The sequence below is a fragment of the Pseudomonas sp. 1L-E-NC-VB-C3 genome (assembly GCF_057291535.1).
The window spans coordinates 266671-287113 of the sequence record NZ_JBXAWD010000002.1; the positions used below are offsets into that span (position 1 = coordinate 266671).

The window sequence follows — 20443 nt, forward strand, 5'->3', positions numbered from 1 at the left end:
TGAATCCGTAATCGACTGGTTTTCCAGGTCGCTGAATAACTGAAGACAACACGGTCGGCTCCCTCTCCCTTTGGGAGAGGGCTGGGGTGAGGGAAACGGGCGACACCGCAGGATCTGAGGCTTTGCACCGAGACGTTAATGAGCAGGATCTGGTGCGGGTGGACGAAGCATTTGTGGTCGCGCAACAGCCCTCACCCTGACCCTCCCAGAGGGAGAGGGGACTGACCGAGTGGCCTGCGATAGCTGCATCGACTTGAGCGACCGAGCAGGCCGCAGGTTTTGATATCAACACAAATCGGCTCCCTCTCCTCGGGGAGAGGGCTGGGGTGAGGGGAACAGGCGACATCGCTATCAGCCCTGAACAAAACAACAAAAACGAGAATGATGACCATGGACGTACGCATCAAGCCGATTTCGCTCGGCACGCTATTGCTGGTGACCTCGGCAACGCAGGCGCAATACCTGGAACCCGGCCAGCCCGGCAATCCGGCCAGTTGGCGCAGCGCCGAGTTCTTGCGCGACTGGGGCCTGGAACGCATGCAGGCCGATCAGGCCTACGCAGCCGGCATCACCGGCAAGGGCGTGAAAATCGGCGCGCTCGATTCCGGTTTCGATGCCGCGCACCCCGAATTCTCCGCCGACCGTTATCACCCGGTAACCGCCAGCGGCAGCTACGTCGATGGCTCAGCGTTCAACGTCGACGGCACGCTCAACCCCAACAACGATTCCCACGGCACCCACGTGGTCGGCACCATGGGCGCCGCCCGTGATGGCAGCGGCATGCACGGGGTGGCGTACAACGCGCAAATCTACGTCGGCAACACCAACAAGAACGACAGTTTCCTCTTCGGCCCCAGCCCTGATCCGCGTTATTTCAAAGCGGTCTACGACAGCCTCGCCAATGCCGGGGTTCGAGCGATCAACAACAGTTGGGGCAGTCAGCCGCCGGATGTCAGTTACCGCACTCTCGCGGATCTGCACGCCGCCTACGCGCAACACTGGAACAAGGGCACCTGGCTCGACGCCGCTGCCGATGTTTCCCGGCGCGGCGTGATCAATGTCTTCAGCGCCGGCAACAGCGGCTACCCGAATGCCAGTGTACGTTCGGCGCTGCCGTACTTTCAGCCGGATCTGGAAGGTCACTGGCTGGCGGTGTCCGGGCTCGATCAGAGCAATCAGCAGAAATACAACCAGTGCGGCATCGCCAAATACTGGTGCATCACCACACCGGGGGCGAAGATCGACAGCACCATTCCCGGTGGCGGTTATGCGATCAAGTCCGGTACCTCGATGGCGGCGCCGCACGCGACCGGCGCCCTGGCGCTGGTGATGGAACGTTATCCGTACATGACCAACCAGCAGGCGCTTGAGGTGCTGCTGACCACCGCCACCCAGCTCGATGGCTCGGTCACGGACGCACCGAACGAGCGGGTCGGCTGGGGCGTCGCCAATCTCAATCGGGCGATGCGCGGGCCGGGGCAATTGCTCGGTGCGTTCGACGCGAATCTGGGGGCAGGGCAGCGCGATGTCTGGAGCAATGACATCTCTGACAAGGCGCTGCTCCAGCGCCAGCGCGAAGACCTCGCCGAGCACAGCGCCTGGCAGCAAACCCTACAGGACAAAGGCTGGGAGAACGGTGTCCCGGCCGGCGCCAGTCAGCAGGAGCAGACCGATTACGCCGTCGGCATGCTGCGTGATGCGGCAGCGGCGAACCGGGTGTATGAGGGCAGCCTGATCAAGTCCGGCCCCGGGCAATTGCTGCTCAGCGGCGCAAATACCTATCGCGGCCCGACCACCGTCAACGGCGGTCTGCTGACCGTCAACGGTTCGCTGACCTCAGCGGTCACCGTCAACGGCAGCGGCACCCTCGGCGGCTCCGGACGCATCGGCGCGTTGACCGCCAACAGCGGCGGCCGTGTCGCACCGGGCAATTCCATCGGCACCTTGAATGTCGCTGGTGATGTGACACTCGCCCCGGGCTCGACTTACGCCGTCGAGCTATCGCCCACCAGCAGCGACCGCATCGTTGCCGGCGGCACGGCAACCGTCAGCGGCGCCAGCGTCAGCCTGGCGCTGGAAAACAGCCCGACCTTGCTCAGCAGCGCCGAAGCGCAAAGCCTGCTCGGTCGCCAGTACAACATCCTGCAAGCGGCCGGCGGCGTGCAGGGGCAGTTCGCTGCAGTAGTGCCGAACTACCTGTTCATCGGCGGCGCCCTTGACTACGCCGCAAGCGGCATCCAGCTGAATATCCAGCGCAATGCCACCAGCTTCGCCAGCGTCGGGCAAACGCCGAACCAGCGTTCGGTGGCCGCTGCAGTTGAAGGTCTGGGCGCCGGCAATTCGGTTTACGAAAGTGTGCTTCGTGCACCGACTCAGGCCTCGGCGCAGCAAGCCTTCCAGCAACTGAGCGGCGAGATTTATCCGGCGCTGGGGACGATGCTGATCAATGACAGCCGCCAGTTGCGTGATGCGGTTGGCGAGCGGCTGCACGATGAATCGGCGACACGCAGCAATGGCTGGATCAAAGCACTCGGCGCTTGGGGCAGCACCGATTCGGGCCACGACACGGCCGGCTACAACACCTCGATCGGCGGCCTGCTGGCGGGGGTCGACGGCGCGCTGGACGAGCAGACCCGCATCGGTCTGGTCACCGGTTATAGCGACAGCTCGTTAAGCATGGGCTCGGGCACGCATTCTTCGGCGAAAGTCGACAGCTATCACCTCGGCACTTACGCCGCACACGACCTCGGCGCCTGGCGCTTGAGCACTGGCGCGGCCTACAGCTGGCATCGCGGCGATGCGAAGCGCGATCTGCAATACGACGAGGTCAGCGCCAAGCAGAAAGCCAAAGTTGACGCGACCACCACCCAAGTCTTCGGCGAAGCGGCATATCGCTTGCAGCTGCAAGCGCTGGCGCTGGAACCGTTCGCCAACCTGACCTACCTGCATCTGGACACCGAAGGCTTCACCGAAAAGGGCGATGCCGCTGCGCTCAAAAGCTCTGGAGATCGACGCGATGTGGCGCTGAGCACCTTGGGCGTGCGGGCGAGCAAAACCTTCAACCTTTCGAACCAGCAAGCGCTGGACGTCAGCGCGCGTCTCGGCTGGCAGCACAGCCTCAGCGATATCGAATCAGAGCAGCATTTGCGTTTTGCCAGCGGCGGCACGCCGTATTCCGTGGAAAGCTCGGCGCTGGTACGCGATGCCGCACTGGTCGGCGTGCAGGCCAGTCTGGCCTTGAGCAAGGACGTGCGGGTCAACCTCGATTACAACGGCCAACTGGCCAGCCGCGAGAAGCTGCATGGCGTTGGCCTGAGCCTGAACTGGCAGTTCTGATTGCATGTGTTTGAGTCACCGTGGCGAGGGGATTTATCCCCGCTCGACTGCGCAGCAGTCGCAAAACCTGATCGTTCCCACGTGCAGCAAGGGAATTGATCGTTCCCACGCTCTGCGTGGGAACGCCTCCAGGGACGCTCCGCGTTCCAATGGGACGCGGAGCGTCCCGGGCTGCATTCCCACGCGGAGCGTGGGAACGATCAAGGCAACCGGATTTTTCGCAACATCACTAAGGAAGGTCGTGGATGGATAACAACAATACCCCCGCGCAATCGGGTGGCCGCTTTGCCCTGAAAACCCTGACAGTCGCCATGCTCTGTGCCAGTGCGATGGCGCAGGCAGCGCCTTACGCGGAAAACGGCCGCAGCGGCGATCCGTCGAGCTGGCGCAGCAATGAATTCAAGGCCGACTGGGGCTTGGGCGCGATCGGCGCGGATTACGCCTACGCCGCCGGCTACACCGGCAAAGGCGTGAAGCTGGGCATCTTCGATCAGCCGGTCTACGCCGCACATCCGGAGTTCTCCGGCAGCAACAAAGTCGTCACCTTGGTCACCAGCGGCATTCGCGAATACACCGACCCTTACATCCCGGTAAAGGCCGGCGATGCGTTCCTCTATGACGGTTCACCCTCGGTCGGCTCCAACGGCAAGCTCGGCGCCCATGGCACGCACGTCGGCGGCATCGCGGCGGGCAGTCGCGACGGCGGGGTGATGCACGGTGTTGCATTCGGTGCGCAGATCATCAGCGCCGATAACGGCGACCCAGGCCCGGAAGACGGCATCGTGCGCGGCAACGATGGTGCGGTGTACAAGGCCGGTTGGGATGCGCTGATCGCCAGCGGTGCGCGAATCATCAACAACAGCTGGGGCATCGGCATCACCGACCGCTTCGACCTCGGCGGCCGCGATCCGGCGTATCCGCACTTCACCGTCAACGACGCGCAATTGCAATTCAACGAAATCCGCACGCTGCTCGGCACCAAACCCGGCGGCGCTTACGACGGCGCCATCGCCGCCGCTCGCAGCGGCATCGTCACCATTTTTGCCGCTGGCAACGATTACAACCTGAACAATCCCGACGCCATTGCCGGCCTGGGTTATTTCGTCCCGGACATCGCGCCGAACTGGATCACCGTCGCCGCGTTGCAGCAGAACCCGGACACCGCCAGCGCCAATCCGTACGTGATCAGCACGTTCTCCTCGCGCTGCGGCTATACGGCGAGTTACTGCGTCTCGGCGCCGGGCACCAAGATTTATAGCTCGATCATCGAAGGCACCAACGCCGGCAACCTGACCACCAGCTACGCCAACTACAACGGCACCTCGATGGCGGCGCCGCATGTCGCTGGTTCCATCGCCGTGCTGATGGAGCGCTTCCCGTATATGTCCGGCGATCAGGTCGCCAGCGTATTGCGCACCACTGCGACCGACCTCGGCGCACCGGGCATCGACGCCTTGTACGGTTGGGGCATGATCAACCTGCGCAAGGCCATCGATGGCCCGGCGATGTTCGTGACCGAGCAGGACATTCCCGAGGAATTCCGCGTGCAGGGCGCTTACGGTTCCGGCCAGTTTGTCGCTGATCTGCCGGGCATCGGTGCGATCATCGATCAGGGCAAACCTACCGAGCGGGTGTGCAGCGATATCACGTGCGGCCTCGACACCTGGCGCAACGACATCGGCGGCCATGGCGGTCTGACCAAGCAAGGCATCGGCACCCTGGTGCTGACCGGCAACAACACTTACAGCGGTCCGACCCTGGTCAATCAGGGTCGACTGGCCATCAACGGTTCGCTGCAATCGGCGGTCACCGTCAACAATGGCGGCATCCTCGGCGGCAATGGCCGCATCGGCGCGCTGGCAGTGAACAGCGGCGGTACAGTGGCGCCGGGCAACTCCATCGGCACCCTGAACGTCGCCGGTGACGTGACTTTCGCGCCGGGTTCGAACTACGCCGTAGAGCTGTCACCAACCAGCAGCGATCAGATCATCGCAGGCGGCAAAGCCGTCATCGACGGCGCCACGGTGAGCCTGTCGCTGGAAAACAGCCCGACCTTGCTCAGTACCGGCGAAGTGCAAAGCCTGCTCGGCACTCGCTACAACATCCTGCAAGCGGCGGGCGGCATTGAAGGGCGCTTCGGTCAGGTCTTGCCGAATTACGCCTTCCTTGGCGGCACTCTGGATTATTCGGCGGGCGGCATTCAACTGGCGGTCGGGCGCAATGAGGCATCGTTCGCCAGCGTCGGTCTGACGCCGAACCAGCGCGCCGTCGGTGCGGCTGCCGAACGTCTGGGTGCGGGCAACGCGCTGTTCGAAACCCTGTTGCTGTCGCCCAACGCGGCGTCGGCGCAGCAGGCCTTTCAACAGTTGTCCGGCGAGATTCACCCGGCCATCGGCACGCTGCTGATCAACGACAGCCGCTACCTGCGCGAAGCCGTCGGCGAGCGCCTGCGTGAGCGTGATCTGTTCAATGCCGATGCGCCGACTGATGATCGCAGCAACGTCTGGGTCAAGGTCCTTGGCTCGTGGGGCGAGAGTGACGGCGGACACGACAATGCCGATTCCAATAGCTCCATCGGCGGGCTGCTGGCTGGTGTCGACGGTCTGATTGCTGAAGATACCCGTCTCGGTTTCGTCACCGGTTACAGCGACAGTTCGTTGAGCATGGGCAGCGGCACGCATTCGTCGGCGTCGGTCGACAGCTACCACTTGGGTGCGTATCTGGGCCATGAAATCGACGCGTTGCGCCTGACCGTCGGCGGCGCCTACAGCTGGCATCGCATCGACGTCAAACGTGATCTGCAGTTCGGCGACGTCAGCGGCAAACAGAAAACCAAACGTGACGCGACCACCGCGCAAGTGTTCACCGAGGCCGCATACGATCTGGGCCTGCAACCGATGAACCTGGAGCCGTTCGCCAATCTGTCCTACGTGCACCTCAACACCGACAGCTTCACCGAAAAGGGTGGCGCTGCCGCGCTCAAGGGTGGTGAAGACAACCGCGACGTGGTGCTGTCGACCCTCGGCGTGCGCGCCAAGCGCAGCTTCGCTGTGTCGGACAAGCATCAGCTGGAACTGGGCGCCAGCCTCGGCTGGCAGCACAACCTGAGCAGCATCGATGCCGACAGCCATCTGGCCTTCGCCAACGGCAACAGCGCGTTCACCGTGCAGAGCGTGTCGATGGATCGTGACGCTGCTGTGGTCGGCGTGCGCGCCGGGCTGGCACTCAATCGCGAGGTGCGGGTCAACCTCGACTACAACGGCCTGATCGGCTCGAACGAGAAGGATCACGGCGTCGGTCTGACCCTCGACTGGCAGTTCTGAGGCGTAACCGGCAGCGCTTGATGGGCTGCCGGTTTTTCAAGAAAAGGGAGCGCTGCACATGGGATTGTTCGATTACAAAAATGCCGACGGCAAGGGGCTTTATAGCGATGCCATCGCGCTGACGCTGTATGCCTACACGCCCACCGGCAAACCATTGCCGGCCACGGCGTGGGCACCGGTCGCCGCGACGGCGCTGGGCTATCAGGGCAAGGTCGGCGTGCAAGGCACGTTCTTCGGGGAACAGGATGGCTTCACCAGCGCCGAGGCCGAAGTGCTCGGCAAGTACGACGCCGCTGGCAAATTGATCGGCCTTGGCATTGCCTTTCGCGGCACTGGCGGGCTGGGTTACAGCGACACTTTCGGTGATCTGAAAAACAATCTGCTCGCGGCGGTCGGGCCTTCGGATTACGCGAGCAACTACGCGAAAAACGCGTTCGACAATCTGCTCAAGGCCGTCGCCGATTTCGCGATCGCCACCGGCATTGCCGCCAAGGACGTGCTGATCAGCGGCCATAGCCTCGGCGGGCTTGGGGTAAATAGTGTTGCTGAATTGAGCGGGGACAACTGGGGCGGCTTCTACAAGGATGCCAATTACATCGCCTTCGCGTCGCCGACCCAGAGCAGCACCGGCCCCCAGGTGCTCAACATCGGTTTCGAAAACGATCCGGTATTTCGCGTGCTCGACGGCACCACGTTCAGCACGGCGTCGATGGGCAAGCACGACAAGCCGCACGAATCGACCACCGACAACCTCGTCAACTTCACCGATAACTACGCCTCCACGGCGCAGAACTTGGTGCCGTTCAGCATCGCCAATCCGCTGAACTGGTCGGCGCACAGTTCACTGGGCTACGCCGATGGCTTGAATCGGGTAATCGATTCGGCGTTCTACGATCTGACCGAGCGCGACTCGACGATCATCGTCGCCAATCTCGAAGAGGCATCGCGGAGCAAGACCTGGGTCGAGGACCTGGGCCGCAGCGGCGAGCCGCACATCGGCAGCACCTTCATCATCGGCACGCAGAGCAGCGACTGGCTCAAGGGCGGGGCGGGTAACGACTTTCTTGAAGGACTGGGCGGCGACGACCGTTTTCGTGATGACGGCGGCTACAACGTCATTTTCGGCGGGCAGGGCCATAACACCTTCGAACTGCAGAAACCGTTGCAGAACTTCAGCTTCGCTAACGACGGCGACGGCACGCTGTACGTGCGCGACGCCTACGGCGGCATCAGCCTGACCCGTGACATCGGCGCGCTGATCAGTAAAGAGGCCGGTTCGTGGTGGGGCAGCAAGGAGATCACCTGGGGCGTCACCGCCAAGGGCCTGAGCAACGGCAGCGAACTGACCCAGTACAACCATTCGCTCAGCGGTGATGGCTACGGCAATGCCTTGCATGCCACGGCCGATGGCGACTGGCTGTTTGGCCTTGGTGGCGATGATCAACTGATCAGTGACAAGTCGCAGGTGACTTTCGTGGGTGGCGCTGGCAACGACGTGATGACGGCGGTGGGTGGCGGCAACACCTTCCTGTTCAGCGGCGCGTTCGGTTTCGATGCGATCAATGGTTATCAAGGCAGCGACAAACTGCTGTTCATGGGCGTCGCGGGCGCGGGACAGGGTTATGACTACAAGCAGCATGCCGCGCAGTCCGGCGCTGATACCGTGCTGAAAGTCGGCGATTTTGCCGTGACGCTGATTGGCGTCGGCGTGGCTAACCTGACGGATTCGAGTTTCGTCTTTGCCTGATTCCGAAGGTGCAGGAGATCTCATTGTGGGAGCGAGCCTGCTCGCGAAAGCGGTGGGTCAGGCGATTGTGATGTTGAATGTGCTGCCGCCTTCGCGAGCAGGCTCGCTCCCACAGGTACGGCGTACACATGATCGTTCCCACGCTCTGCGTGGGAATGCAGTCGGGGGCGCTCTGCGTCCCACAAGATCGCAGCCTTCGGCAGCTTCTACAGAGGATGTGCAAGATGTAAAGAATGCTCCAGAGCCCCGCGCTCTGGCTGTGAGCTATCTCTGACAATTCCAACAACAAGAGAGGCAATGGCAATGGGTGTATACGACTACAAGAACTTCGGCACAGCCGATTCCGCGGCGCTGTTCAGTGATGCTATGGCGATCACGCTGTATTCCTATCACAACCTCGATAACGGCTTCGCCGCCGGTTATCAGCACAACGGCTTCGGCCTTGGCCTGCCGGCGACACTGGTCACCGCGCTGATTGGCGGCACCGATTCGCAAGGGGTGATCCCCGGTATCCCGTGGAATCCCGATTCGGAAAAACTCGCCCTCGATGCCGTGAAAAAGGCTGGCTGGACGCCCATCACCGCTGCGCAATTGGGCTACGACGGCAAGACCGATGCACGCGGGACGTTCTTCGGCGAGAAGGCTGGCTACACCAGCGCGCAAGTGGAAATCCTCGGCAAGTACGATGCCCAGGGTCACCTTACCGAACTGGGTATCGCCTTTCGCGGCACCAGCGGCCCCCGCGAAACCCTCATTGGTGATTCGATTGGCGATGTGATCAACGATCTGCTCGCGGCGTTCGGCCCGGCCGATTACGCAAAAAACTACGTCGGCGAAGCTTTCGGCAATCTGCTCAACGATGTCGTCGCCTTCGCCCGGGCCAACGGCCTCAGCGGCAAGGACGTACTGGTCAGCGGTCATAGCCTGGGCGGTCTGGCGGTGAACAGCATGGCTGACTTGAGCACTGGCAAGTGGGGCGGATTTTTCGCCGATTCCAACTACATCGCCTACGCCTCGCCGACCCAGAGCAGCGGCGACAAGGTGCTGAATATCGGCTACGAAAACGACCCGGTGTTTCGCGCCCTCGACGGTTCGACCTTCAGCAGTGCCTCGGTGGGTGTGCACGATGCGCCGCACACATCCACCACCGACAACCTCGTCAGCTTCAACGATCACTACGCCTCGAACGCCTGGAACGTGCTGCCGTATTCGATCCTGAATATCCCGACCTGGATTTCGCACCTGCCCACTGGCTACGGCGACGGCATGACGCGCGTGCTGGAGTCGAAGTTCTACGACCTGACCAGCCGCGACTCGACGATCATCGTCGCCAACCTGTCCGACCCGGCGCGGGCAAACGCTTGGGTACAGGACCTCAACCGTAACGCCGAAACCCACAAGGGCAGCACCTTCATCATCGGCAGTGACGGCAACGACCTGATCCAGGGCGGCAGCGGCAATGACTATCTGGAGGGCGGCGCCGGCAACGACAGCTTCCGCGACAACGGTGGCTACAACGTTATTCTGGGCGGGCAGGGCAACAACATGCTCGACTTGCAGCAAACAGTGAAGAACTTTGATTTCGCCAACGACGGTGCCGGCAACCTGTACATCCGCGATGCCAACGGCGGGATCAGCATTACCCGCGACATCGGCAGCATTGTCAGCAAAGAGCCGGGTTTTCTCTGGGGCGTGTTCAATGACGACGTGTTGCACAGCGTCACGGCCACGGGGCTGAAAGTCGGCAGCAACCTCACCGCTTATGAGTCGAGCATGAAAGGCACGGCTGCCAATGACACGCTCAAGGCGCATGCGGGCGGTGATTGGCTGTTTGGCCTTGAGGGCAATGATCATTTGCTCGGCGGCGCGGGCAATGATGTGTTTGTCGGTGGTGCTGGCAACGATTTGCTGGAATCGGGCGGCGGGGCGGATACGTTTCTGTTCCACGGCGCGTTCGGCCAGGATCGGGTCGTTGGCTACACGGCCGATGACAAACTGGTGTTTCTCGGCGTACAGGGTGTGTTGCCGGGGGATGATTTCCGTGCCCATGCGTCGGCGGTCGGGCAGGATACCGTGCTGACATTTGGTGGGGATTCGGTGACGTTGGTGGGGGTGGCGCCGGGGAGTTTGAGCGACGACGGGGTGGTTATCGCCTGAGGTTGATGCGGGGCCTGTGCCGGCCCCTTCGCGAGCAGGCTCGCTCCCACAGGGGATTTGTGAACGACGCAGATCCAGTGTGTGATCGTTCCCACGCTCCGCGTGGGAATGCAGCCCGGGACGCTCTGCGTCCCACTCGAGAGCCGAACGCGGAGCGTCCGTGGAGGCATTCCTTTGCTGCGCATGGGAACGATCATTCAGGCCAAGTCAGTCTTCCTTGCGCACGGTCGCGACTTCATCGGCGCGAACCTTGACCTTGGCGCCGGAAATGTCCTCGAACTCATAGAAACCGTCCTCGGTCTCGGTCTTCGGCATGTCCTCGGTCAGGTACTGGGTGCCGTTCTGCAGCGTCACCACGGTCTGGGTCGAACAGCCGCCCAGCGCCAACAGGGCTGCGACTGCTACAGGAATACCCAGCATCTTGATTTTCATACCCACCTCTGACTCCTTGCTTGAATGTGATTGCGGGCATTGTCGGCCCTGTAACGCGGTTGGTGCCAGCAGCGGCGGAAAAGTTCGATGGCGGCACGAAAAAATGCCATTGATCTTTTTCCGTTTGCGCCGGGCGGGGCTGAGCTGCTATCTGTACGCATAACCAGTGTTCGCTTGCCGTGGCTTTGAATTCCCGTGACCTCCAACCCTCTCGACGATCCGTTCTATTACCTCAACAACTTCCGGCAAGTGCTTGATTGGCTTGGGCTTCGCTATGCCGATGTGATGAGCGCAAGCGAACACGGCTTCATCCGCGACTTCAATACGCTGCCGCAAGCCTCGCAGGGATTGCTGGTGCGCATGGTCATGCGCAAGGGCATTCACTTTCGCGCGAGCAAACTCAATTATCTGGAAATCGGCGACATCGCTGAGGCGGCGCAGCCGTTGCTCGATCGCGGCTGGCTCGATGAACACGCTGCGCTGACCCTGGCAGAGTTGTTTGATGTCCTGCTCAAGGCCGAGCTGCTGCAAGCGTTCGGCACCTTTATCGATCAACCGAAAGGGCGCAAGGACGAATGGCTGCCCGTGCTGGCCGAACAGTTCAGCGAGGCGCAAACCCTGCGCGCCTGGGCGCCGCAACTGGCCGACCGGCTGTTCAGCCTGACCCTGATGGATTTGTGCGATCGCCTGCGCCTGATGTTCTTCGGCAATCTTTATCAGGACTGGTCGGAGTTCGTGCTGGCCGACCTCGGCATCTTCACTTATGAAAAAGTCGAGTTCTGCGCCGACTCCCGAGGCTTGCGCAGTCGTGAAGACGTCGACGCCTGCCTGTTCCTGCATCAATGCCAGCTGCGTTTCGAGGCCGGCGAACCGCTGGAAGAGATCGTCGAACAGATCAACGCCGTGCAGTTCGACAACCCGTGGCTACGCCGTCGGCAAGCCAAGGCGTTGTTCCAGATCGGCCAGTATGCCGAGCGCATCGGCGACTTTGCGCTGGCCCTGAGTGTTTACCGCGACTGCGCCTATCCTGGTGCGCGACTGCGGATGATCCGTGTGCTTGAACGTTGCGGCGAATATGCATTGGCGCTGGAACTCGGCACGCTGGCCGAACAGGCGCCGCAAAGTGCCGCCGAGCAGCAGGGCTTACAACGCATCGTCCCGCGTCTGCGGCGCAAACTCGGTGGCCCGCCGCTCAAGCGTGCCAAGGCCAGAGAGGTCGAGCGCCTCGATTTGCATTTGCCGCGCAGCGATCCGACGCGGTCGGTGGAGTTTCACGTACAAGCGCACTTGCACGCCGATGACGGCCCGGTGCATTACGTCGAGAACAGCCTGATCAATTCACTGTTCGGCCTGTTGTGCTGGCCGGCGATCTTCGCGCCGTTGCCGGGTGCGTTCTTTCACCCGTTCCAGCGCGGCCCGGTGGATCTGCTCAGCGAAGACTTCCTCGAGCGCCGCGCCGAGCTGTTCCAGGCCTGTTTGGGCGAACTCGATAATGGCCGCTACGCCGAGACGATTCGCCAGCGCTTCGTCGACAAGTGGGGCATCCAGTCGCCGTTCGTGTTCTGGGGCGCGCTCAACGAAGACTTGCTGGAACAGGCGCTGGCCTGTCTGCCCGCCGAACACCTGAAACACTGGTTCAATCGCCTGCTGCTCGACATCAAGGCCAACCGCGCCGGCATGCCGGATCTGATCCAGTTCTGGCCGCAGCACAAGACCTACCGGATGATCGAAGTCAAAGGCCCCGGCGACCGCTTGCAGGACAATCAACTGCGCTGGCTGGAGTTCTGCCACGAGCATCAAATGCCGGTGGCCGTGTGTTACGTGCAATGGGCGGAGCAGAGCGCTTGAGCTACAGCGTTGCCGTGCGTGCACTGTGCGAGTTCACCGCCAAGACCGGCGACCTCGACCTGCGCTTCACCCCGTCACCGACCGCGCTGGAAGGCATCGTCGGCCATCGCACCGTGGCCTCGCGACGCAGCGAGCAGTACCAGAGCGAAGTGGCGCTGCAAGGCGAATTCGGCGAGCTGAAGGTCAAGGGCAGGGCGGACGGTTACGACCCGGCGCAAAACTGCCTGGAAGAAGTCAAAACCTATCGCGGCGACTTGAGCAAGCAACCGGCCAATCACCGCCAGTTGCACTGGGCGCAGGCGAAAATCTACGGCTGGTTGATGTGCCAGAAACTGCAATTGCAGCAGATCAATCTGGCGCTGGTGTATTTCGACGTCGTCAGCGAAAAGGAAACCTGCCTGGTTGAATCCTACAGCGCCGAGTCGCTTCAGGGGTTTTTCGCGCAGCAGTGCGCTTTGTTCCTGCAATGGGCCGAGCAGGAAATGGCCCATCGCGAAGCGCGCAATCTGGCCGCGCAGCAACTGCCGTTCCCGCACGCGGATTTTCGTCCCGGCCAACGGCATCTGGCCGAATCAGTGTTCAAAGCCGTCAGCACCGGCCGCTGCCTCATGGCCCAGGCGCCGACCGGCATCGGCAAAACCCTTGGCACGCTATTTCCGATGCTCAAGGCCTTGGCGCCGCAGCAACTGGACAAGGTGTTCTTTCTCACCGCCAAGACTCCCGGACGCAAACTGGCGCTCGATGCCAGTCAAGTGTTGTTCAGGCAAGCGCCGGACTTGCCGCTGCGAGTGATGGAAATGGTTGCTCGCGACAAGGCCTGCGAACATCCGGACAAAGCCTGCCACGGTGAATCCTGTCCGTTGGCCCAGGGTTTTTATGATCGCCTGCCGGCTGCCCGCGAATCTGCCAGCCATATCAATCTGCTGGATCAGGCGGCGATGCGTGAAGTTGCCGCGCAGCACAGCGTATGCCCGTATTACCTGAGCCAGGAAATGGCCCGTTGGGCGGATGTGGTGGTTGCCGACTACAACTATTACTTCGACTTCAGCGCGCTGCTGTTCGGCCTGGCCCAGCTCAATCAGTGGAAAGTCGCGGTGCTCGCCGACGAAGCGCACAACCTGGTCGAACGCGGCCGGCAGATGTACAGCGCCAGCCTCGACCAGTTCACCCTCGCCAGCGTGCGCAAAACCGCGCCGGCAGCGCTGAAGAATGCCCTGCAACGGGTCAACCGCGAATGGAACGCGCTGCATGCGCCGCAACTGGCGGCGTATCAGGCGTACGACAAGGCGCCGGACAAGCTCCTGCACGCCATTTCGCTGTGTTGCGCGGCCATTGGCGATTACCTCAACGAACATCCGCAAGGCCTCGACAGCGGCCTGCAGAATTTCTATTTCGACTTGCTGCAATTCGCCCGGGTCGCCGAGCTGTACGACGAGCATTACCTGTTCGATATCAGCAAACGCGATCTCGACCGCAAACGTCCGTTGTCGCAACTGTGCCTGCGCAACGTGGTGCCGGCTTCGTTCATCGGCCCGCGCCTGACAGCGGCGCGCAGTAGCGTGCTGTTCTCGGCCACGCTGAGCCCGCGCAATTATTACGCCGACCTGCTCGGCACGCCCGCCGACACGGTGTGCATCGACGTCGAATCGCCGTTCAGTGCCGAGCAGTTGCAGGTGCACATCGTCAGCCAGATCTCCACGCGTTTTAACCATCGCCAGGCCTCGCTGGAGCCTATCGTCGAGCTGATCGCGCGCCAGTTCAGCGAGCGCCCGGGCAACTATCTGGCGTTCTTCAGCAGTTTCGATTACCTGCAACAGGTCGCGACGTTATTGGCCGAGCGCCATCCGCACATCACCCAGTGGCTGCAATCGCGGGGCATGGCCGAGGGCGCGCGGCAGGCGTTTCTCGACCAGTTCAGCGCCGACAGCCAGGGCGTCGGGTTTGCGGTGCTGGGCGGGGCGTTTGGCGAGGGCATCGATTTGCCCGGCGCGCGGCTGATCGGCGCGTTCATCGCCACGCTGGGGCTGGCTCAGCTCAACCCGGTCAACGAGCAGATGAAGCGGCGCATGGCCGCCATTTTTGGCGCCGGCTACGACTACACCTATCTGTATCCGGGCATGCAAAAAGTCGTACAAGCCGCCGGGCGGGTGATTCGCACCCGTGAGGATCGCGGCACGGTCATGCTCATTGATGACCGCTTTGCCGAAAGCCGCATCCAGCAACTGCTGCCGCAGTGGTGGGCAATCAAAAGCGAGCCGGCACTTTCCAAATCAGTGGATTCACGCATACTTCAGCCCATGACAGTGGCTGGTGAGTGTGATGAGTGAAAACAACAGTACCGCAGCGATCGAAGACAGCCGTTTCCGGCTGCTGATCGACGCGGTTGTCGACTATGCGATCTACATGATCGACCCCGACGGTACCATCACCAGTTGGAACTCCGGCGCCAAACGCTTCAAGGGCTACGAAGAAGCGGAAATCATCGGCGAGCATTTCTCGCGCTTCTATACCCCGGAAGACCGCGCCAACGGCATGCCGCAACGGGCGCTCGACACAGCGATCCGTGAAGGTCGCTTCGAAGGCGAGGGCTGGCGCGTGCGCAAGGACGGCACGCACTTCTGGTCGCACGTGGTGATCGATCCGATCATCGACCCCAACGGCGAACTGCTCGGTTTCGCCAAGATCACTCGCGACCTCACCGACCGCAAAATGGCCGAGGAAACCCTCAAGCAAAGCGAACAGCAGTTCCGCCTGCTGGTGCAGGGCGTCACCGACTACGCGATCTACATGCTCAGCCCCGAAGGTTGCGTCAGCAACTGGAACCAGGGCGCGCAGCGCATCAAGGGTTACCTGCCGGAAGAAATCATCGGCCAGCATTTTTCGATTTTCTACACCCCCGAAGACCGCGAACTCGGCGAGCCGCAGCGCTCGCTGGAGATTGCCACCCGCGAAGGCCGGTTCGAGAGCCGCAGTTGGCGGATGCGCAAGGACGGCACGCGGTTTCTTGCCCACGTGGTCGTCGATGCGATTCGCGGCGACACCGGCACGCTGCTCGGCTTTGCCAAGATCACCCGCGATGTGACCGAGGCGCACGAGGCGCAGCAGGCCCTGGAAAAGACCCGCGAGGCGTTGTTCCAGGCGCAGAAGATGCAGGCGATCGGCCAACTCAGCGGCGGTATCGCCCATGACTTCAACAACCTGCTGACGGTGATTCTCGGCAATCTCGAGATCGTGCAGAAACGCATCGGCGACGCGCCGAAAATCGCTCGATTGCTGGAGAATGCCACCCAAGGAGCCTTGCGCGGTGTCTCGCTGACCCAGCGCATGCTGGCCTTCGCCCGGCGTCAGGAACTCAAGACCGAATCGGTGGATATCCCGCAACTGGTGCAAGGCATCACCGGGCTGCTGCGCAGTTCGCTCGGACCGGGCATTCGTATCGAAACACGCTTTCCCGACGACCTGCAGCCAGTGCTGGCCGATAGCAATCAGCTGGAACTGGCGATCCTCAATCTCGCCACCAATGCCCGCGATGCCATGCCCGAGGGCGGCACGGTGGTCATTCAGGCACAAGCGGAAGTGGTACTGGAACAAACTCATTCGACCCTGGCAGCGGGGCGTTACGTGTGCCTGAGCCTGATCGACAGCGGCGAAGGCATGGACGAAGCCACGCTGGCCTGTGCCCGCGATCCGTTCTTCACCACCAAAGGCCTGGGCAAAGGCACCGGGCTTGGCTTGTCGATGGTGCACGGCTTCATCGAGCAGTTGGGCGGGCGCTTTATTCTGAAAAGCGAGAAGGGCCACGGCACGGCAGCCGAGCTATGGATTCCGGTGGCGCTTGAGCGGGCGGTCAGTCGCCCGGCGTACAGCAACGCCGCGCCGCTCGCAGTGCCGAGACTCAGCGTGCTGGTGGTCGATGACGATTCGCTGGTGCTGACCAGCACCAGCCTGCTGCTCGAAGACCTCGGCCACCGCGTCATCGGCGCGACCTCCGGCGCCCAGGCGCTGGCGCTTTTCGATCAGGGCGAAGTCATCGATCTGGTGATCACCGACATGGCCATGCCAAAAATGAGCGGCGCGCAACTGGCCCATGCCGTGCGGATGCTCAAGCCGGATTTGCCGATCATTCTCGCCACTGGATACGCCGAACGTTTGGAAGGCTTCGCCGCCGATCTGCCGCGTCTGCCGAAACCGTTCACTCAGTTGAATCTGGTCCAGATCATCGCCCAGTCGATGAAGTGATGCGCTGGTCGATCCGGCTGAACTAGTGCTGACGCGTGCCTTTCCAAAAGTCTTGTTCACTTTTGGAGGGCACGTCTCTTGTCTCGCATATTGACCCAGCCAAGCGCTGTTGAAGAAGCCTTGGCTGAACACGACGCCAAGATGTTTGGCTCACCCAAGGAGCGGCTGGATTTCTACCGCCGGGAAATCCAGTACGAAACCAGCATCCTCGCCAACCGTACCGACGCCTATCTGGCGGCGCAGTCGTTTCTGGTGATCGCTTTCGCCTCGTGCATGGCCAACCTCAATCCGGAGTGGGGCAAGATGTTCACCCTTGTCGTGCCGCCGTTTCTGGCGCTGCTTGGTGTGCTCAGTTCGCTGAATGCCTGGCCGGGGATTCGTGCGGCTTACGACATCATTGATCACTGGCACTTTAAACAAAGCCAGTTGCTGCACAGCGAACCGGTGATGGGCGCGGCGTATGACGAGTCTCCACTGTTCAGCGAAATGGAATCGAGCCACAAGGGCTATCGCAAGTCGCTGCTGTTCTCAGTGCGCACGCCTTGGATTTTTGCGACGTTCTGGGTGATGTTGGGGGTGTATGCGGTGTTTATTCAGGTGACCAATCCTTGAGGTGGATTGGTCGGGACAGGTGCTGGATGTTGTGGGGTTTATGAGATTTTTACCCCCTCACCCCAGCCCTCTCCCCCAAGGGGGCGAGGGGGAAAGGGAGCAGATTTTCAGGCTTTTCAAAACTTGTATTCGACTCGATTTTCAGGTCGATGAATAACGAAAAAACACCCCGGTCAGTCCCCTCTCCCTCGGGGAGAGGGCTAGGGTGAGGGGCTTTTGACTTTTATCACGCGGTTTCCAGCTCACGCCGCGGTGTAACAGCATTCTGCACCGCTGCCGGAATCGGCGGAAAATCCTCATTCAGCACACACAGATGATCAATCGCATCTTCAAACTTCGCATCGGCTTTCTTGCGCAGTGCCCGGTATTGCTCAAAGCGTTCGAAGTCGGTCGGGGTCTGTTCCAGCAGCGCGTTGGCCGCTCGGTTCAGTTCGTGGGCTTCTTCGAACAGTTGACGATTGCGTTCCAGAGCCAGTGCTCTGCAAGCCTTGATTTGCGCAGGAGTCGAGCATTCGTTCATGACTGTGACCTTGTTTGTGTCGGGGTTCCGTTTGATAGGCTGTTCACCGCAGGGGAACCGAACCTGCCGGGTCGCGCTGGATGGTTGGCGCGGTTAAAGGTGTGACCCTTGGGTCGCGCCCGGCGATCCATTTTTTTGTAGAAAAATCTTCGATGATTTTCGGCAAAGCGCAGCGGTTGAAGAATCAGCTTTTTCGTTGCTTCAGACTTTCATAGCGCGCCAGCATCGGCTGTGTGCTGATGCCATGCAGCAGGATACTCAGGGCCACCACCGACAACGTGATGTCGGTACAGACCTTGGCCACGTCGGAATCGAGGCCATGGTTCAGGGCGAAGAACAGATAGAACAGGCTGCCGATGCCACGAATGCCAAACCAGCCGATCAACAAACGCTGCGGCCCGCTGAGCAGATTGCCCCACGGCATCAGCGCCACGCTCAGCGGTCGGATCAGACAGAACAGCACGGCGCCGATCCACAAGGCCCGCCAGTCCCAATGCGCAATCAGCACGACGCCGAGCAAAGTCACCAGAAACACCTCCATCGCCCGCTCGACCAGACTGCCGAATGCGAGCATGTCGCCCATCATGATTCCCGCCGCGACCTGGCTGTCTTCCAACTGCTCCGTGTCGCCGTGCACGGCGTTCTGTGGTTCGACGTTCTGATGACCGACCACCGGCTGCACCAGATGCTCGGCAGGCGCTTGGGTGATGCCCGTGGATTTCACTTCCTCCTGACGCAGACCCAGGCCAGCAGCGAAGACCGCGAGAAAGCCGTAGCCGCCAATGGCGTCGGCCACCACGTAGGACAGCGCGATCAGCGCGAGGGTCAGGTAATCGTTCGGGCCGAGGGTGCTGTCCTCGTTGTGAATGCGTAGTAACAGAGCGATGCGGCCAATGCCGCGCCCCATCCAGTAACCGGTGAGCAAACCCGCCGGCACCGCCCACAACAGACTGCGAAGCACCCAGTGCTGCCATTCGCCAGCGCTGCCGTCACCGTGCAGCAACAGCAGACCGAGAATCACGAAAGGGAAAGCCACGCCATCATTGAGCCCGGCTTCTCCGGAGAGGCCGAAGCGCACGCTGTCGACGTCCTGCGCATCATTGACCTGCACCAGTGCGGCGAGCACCGGGTCGGTCGGAGCCAGAATCGCGCCGATCAGCAACGAAGGCCCCCACGGCAATTGCAGGCCCCAATGCAACAGCAGGCACACGCCGATGATCGTCAGAATCATTACCGGCCCGGCCAGACCAAAAGCGATACGCCAGGTCTTGTGGGCCAACGGCAACCGCAGCTTCAGACCGCAGACGAACAAGGAAAAGAGCACCGCGACTTCAGTCAGGTGCTCCATCCACAATGATGATTCTTCCAGCGGCAATTGCAGCAGGTCGAGGCCGCTGGGGCCAATGGCAATGCCCAGCAGCAGGCACACCGCCGAGGTGGTGACCGGCATCCAGCGCAACCATGACGACGTCAGGGCCAGCGTCAGCAGCACGGCGCCGAGCACCGCGACCCATACGCCGAAACTCATGACCGCTCACTTCGGTGAATTCTCAAGGACAGGCGCACCGGGTCAGCTCACGGTCGTGCGCAGGTACTCGGGTATGAGCACGTTGAACCACAGCAGGATCATCGACACCAGCATGGTCACCAGCACCAGCAGGCCGACGCCCCACACGCACGCCGAATACAGCAGGCCTTGCTCCTTGCGCTCATGCATGAAGGTCGGCAGGCCGACGAACAGCAAGAACGTCGAATAGATCGACGCCGCGCCGAGCACCAGAATCGCCAGCCAGCGGCTCGGGTACAGCCCGGCGATCCCGGCGAGGAAAAACGGCGTCACCGTGTAAGCGGCAAACCCGATGCATTGATTCAGCGTTGGCCGCGCATCGAACGATCGCGACATCCAGCGAATGAATCCGCCGATAACCGCCACACCGGCGACAATCGTCACGTACAGCAGCACGCTCAACTGCAGGGCGCTGGCCGTGCTCAGGCGCACGTTCTCACCCGCGGCGAGGCTCCAACCGACTTGAGTGGTGCCGATGAACAGGCACACGGCCGGAATCAACGCGAGCAGCAGCAAATGCGCGAGGTAGTGGCGGGGATGGGTTTCTTCTTCGCGGCGGATATCGGTCCAGGCGAAGTTGGGTTGGGTGAAGAGTCTGACGAGGGGGGCGGACATGACAACCTCCTGTTCCTGTTGGCCCGTAGGCGCTTACAGGTATGGAG

General features: G+C 61.7%; 12 protein-coding genes. 8 read left to right on the top strand and 4 right to left on the bottom strand.

Going from position 1 to position 20443, the window contains the following annotated elements; genetic code table 11:
- The first annotated feature begins 390 nt into the window (after positions 1-390).
- The 4 genes from eprS (at position 391) to AC0Z5Z_RS04600 (ending at position 10563) form a co-directional block, all read left to right on the top strand.
- Complete coding sequence (gene eprS, locus AC0Z5Z_RS04585) at positions 391-3336, top strand: autotransporter serine peptidase EprS (RefSeq protein ID WP_485610757.1); 2946 nt, start codon at positions 391-393, stop codon at positions 3334-3336.
- A 245-nt stretch (positions 3337-3581) separates the two neighbouring features.
- The gene (locus AC0Z5Z_RS04590; RefSeq protein WP_485610758.1) at positions 3582-6659 is read left to right on the top strand and encodes an autotransporter domain-containing protein; all 3078 of its coding nucleotides are present in this window, start codon (positions 3582-3584) and stop codon (positions 6657-6659) included.
- A 58-nt stretch (positions 6660-6717) separates the two neighbouring features.
- Positions 6718-8406 carry a polyurethane esterase gene (locus AC0Z5Z_RS04595; protein WP_485610759.1) on the top strand — a complete coding sequence of 563 codons (1689 nt, stop codon included), beginning with the start codon at positions 6718-6720 and terminating at the stop codon, positions 8404-8406.
- A gap of 303 nt (positions 8407-8709) precedes the next feature.
- Positions 8710-10563 (top strand): polyurethane esterase, encoded by a 1854-nt coding sequence (locus AC0Z5Z_RS04600; RefSeq protein WP_485610839.1) that lies wholly within the window; start codon positions 8710-8712, stop codon positions 10561-10563.
- A 207-nt stretch (positions 10564-10770) separates the two neighbouring features.
- On the opposite strand, the gene AC0Z5Z_RS04605 is transcribed toward AC0Z5Z_RS04600, so the two are convergent.
- Positions 10771-10995, bottom strand: a complete 225-nt coding sequence (locus AC0Z5Z_RS04605; protein WP_016774830.1) for a YgdI/YgdR family lipoprotein — start codon at positions 10993-10995, stop codon at positions 10771-10773.
- A gap of 195 nt (positions 10996-11190) precedes the next feature.
- Between AC0Z5Z_RS04605 and AC0Z5Z_RS04610 the strand changes: the two genes are divergently transcribed.
- The 4 genes from AC0Z5Z_RS04610 (at position 11191) to AC0Z5Z_RS04625 (ending at position 17694) form a co-directional block, all read left to right on the top strand.
- Complete coding sequence (locus tag AC0Z5Z_RS04610; RefSeq protein ID WP_460061471.1) at positions 11191-12843, top strand: VRR-NUC domain-containing protein; 1653 nt, start codon at positions 11191-11193, stop codon at positions 12841-12843.
- Entirely contained in the window at positions 12840-15170 is a 2331-nt protein-coding gene (locus AC0Z5Z_RS04615) for an ATP-dependent DNA helicase (RefSeq protein WP_485610760.1), read from the top strand. Before AC0Z5Z_RS04610 ends, AC0Z5Z_RS04615 begins: the two co-directional genes overlap by 4 nt.
- A complete protein-coding gene (locus AC0Z5Z_RS04620; protein WP_406226653.1) occupies positions 15163-17082 on the top strand; it encodes a hybrid sensor histidine kinase/response regulator in 1920 nt (639 codons plus the stop codon). The genes AC0Z5Z_RS04615 and AC0Z5Z_RS04620 overlap by 8 nt, the downstream gene beginning before the upstream one ends.
- Positions 17083-17160: 78 nt before the next feature.
- The gene (locus AC0Z5Z_RS04625) at positions 17161-17694 is read left to right on the top strand and encodes a hypothetical protein (RefSeq protein WP_016774826.1); all 534 of its coding nucleotides are present in this window, start codon (positions 17161-17163) and stop codon (positions 17692-17694) included.
- Between the two features lie 226 nt (positions 17695-17920).
- Here AC0Z5Z_RS04625 and AC0Z5Z_RS04630 read toward each other — a convergent pair whose 3' ends face one another.
- The 3 genes from AC0Z5Z_RS04630 to AC0Z5Z_RS04640 form a co-directional block, all read right to left on the bottom strand.
- Positions 17921-18214 (bottom strand): hypothetical protein, encoded by a 294-nt coding sequence (locus AC0Z5Z_RS04630; RefSeq protein WP_039761510.1) that lies wholly within the window; start codon positions 18212-18214, stop codon positions 17921-17923.
- 184 nt (positions 18215-18398) lie between these two features.
- On the bottom strand, positions 18399-19742 hold the full coding sequence (locus AC0Z5Z_RS04635) for a cation:proton antiporter (RefSeq protein ID WP_252886258.1): 1344 nt from the start codon (positions 19740-19742) through the stop codon (positions 18399-18401).
- Between the two features lie 42 nt (positions 19743-19784).
- Positions 19785-20396 carry a Yip1 family protein gene (locus AC0Z5Z_RS04640; RefSeq protein WP_056786193.1) on the bottom strand — a complete coding sequence of 204 codons (612 nt, stop codon included), beginning with the start codon at positions 20394-20396 and terminating at the stop codon, positions 19785-19787.
- Between the last annotated feature and the right edge of the window lie 47 nt (positions 20397-20443).

What these genes read in the sequence shown, in the direction of transcription:
- eprS (WP_485610757.1), top strand. Translation starts at nt 391, where the DNA reads ATGGACGTACGCATCAAGCCGATTTCGCTCGGCACGCTATTGCTGGTG.
- AC0Z5Z_RS04630 (WP_039761510.1), bottom strand. Translation starts at nt 18,214, where the DNA reads ATGAACGAATGCTCGACTCCTGCGCAAATCAAGGCTTGCAGAGCACTG.
- AC0Z5Z_RS04595 (WP_485610759.1), top strand. Translation starts at nt 6,718, where the DNA reads ATGGGATTGTTCGATTACAAAAATGCCGACGGCAAGGGGCTTTATAGC.
- AC0Z5Z_RS04620 (WP_406226653.1), top strand. Translation starts at nt 15,163, where the DNA reads ATGAGTGAAAACAACAGTACCGCAGCGATCGAAGACAGCCGTTTCCGG.
- AC0Z5Z_RS04605 (WP_016774830.1), bottom strand. Translation starts at nt 10,995, where the DNA reads ATGAAAATCAAGATGCTGGGTATTCCTGTAGCAGTCGCAGCCCTGTTG.
- AC0Z5Z_RS04640 (WP_056786193.1), bottom strand. Translation starts at nt 20,396, where the DNA reads ATGTCCGCCCCCCTCGTCAGACTCTTCACCCAACCCAACTTCGCCTGG.
- AC0Z5Z_RS04635 (WP_252886258.1), bottom strand. Translation starts at nt 19,742, where the DNA reads ATGAGTTTCGGCGTATGGGTCGCGGTGCTCGGCGCCGTGCTGCTGACG.
- AC0Z5Z_RS04590 (WP_485610758.1), top strand. Translation starts at nt 3,582, where the DNA reads ATGGATAACAACAATACCCCCGCGCAATCGGGTGGCCGCTTTGCCCTG.
- AC0Z5Z_RS04600 (WP_485610839.1), top strand. Translation starts at nt 8,710, where the DNA reads ATGGGTGTATACGACTACAAGAACTTCGGCACAGCCGATTCCGCGGCG.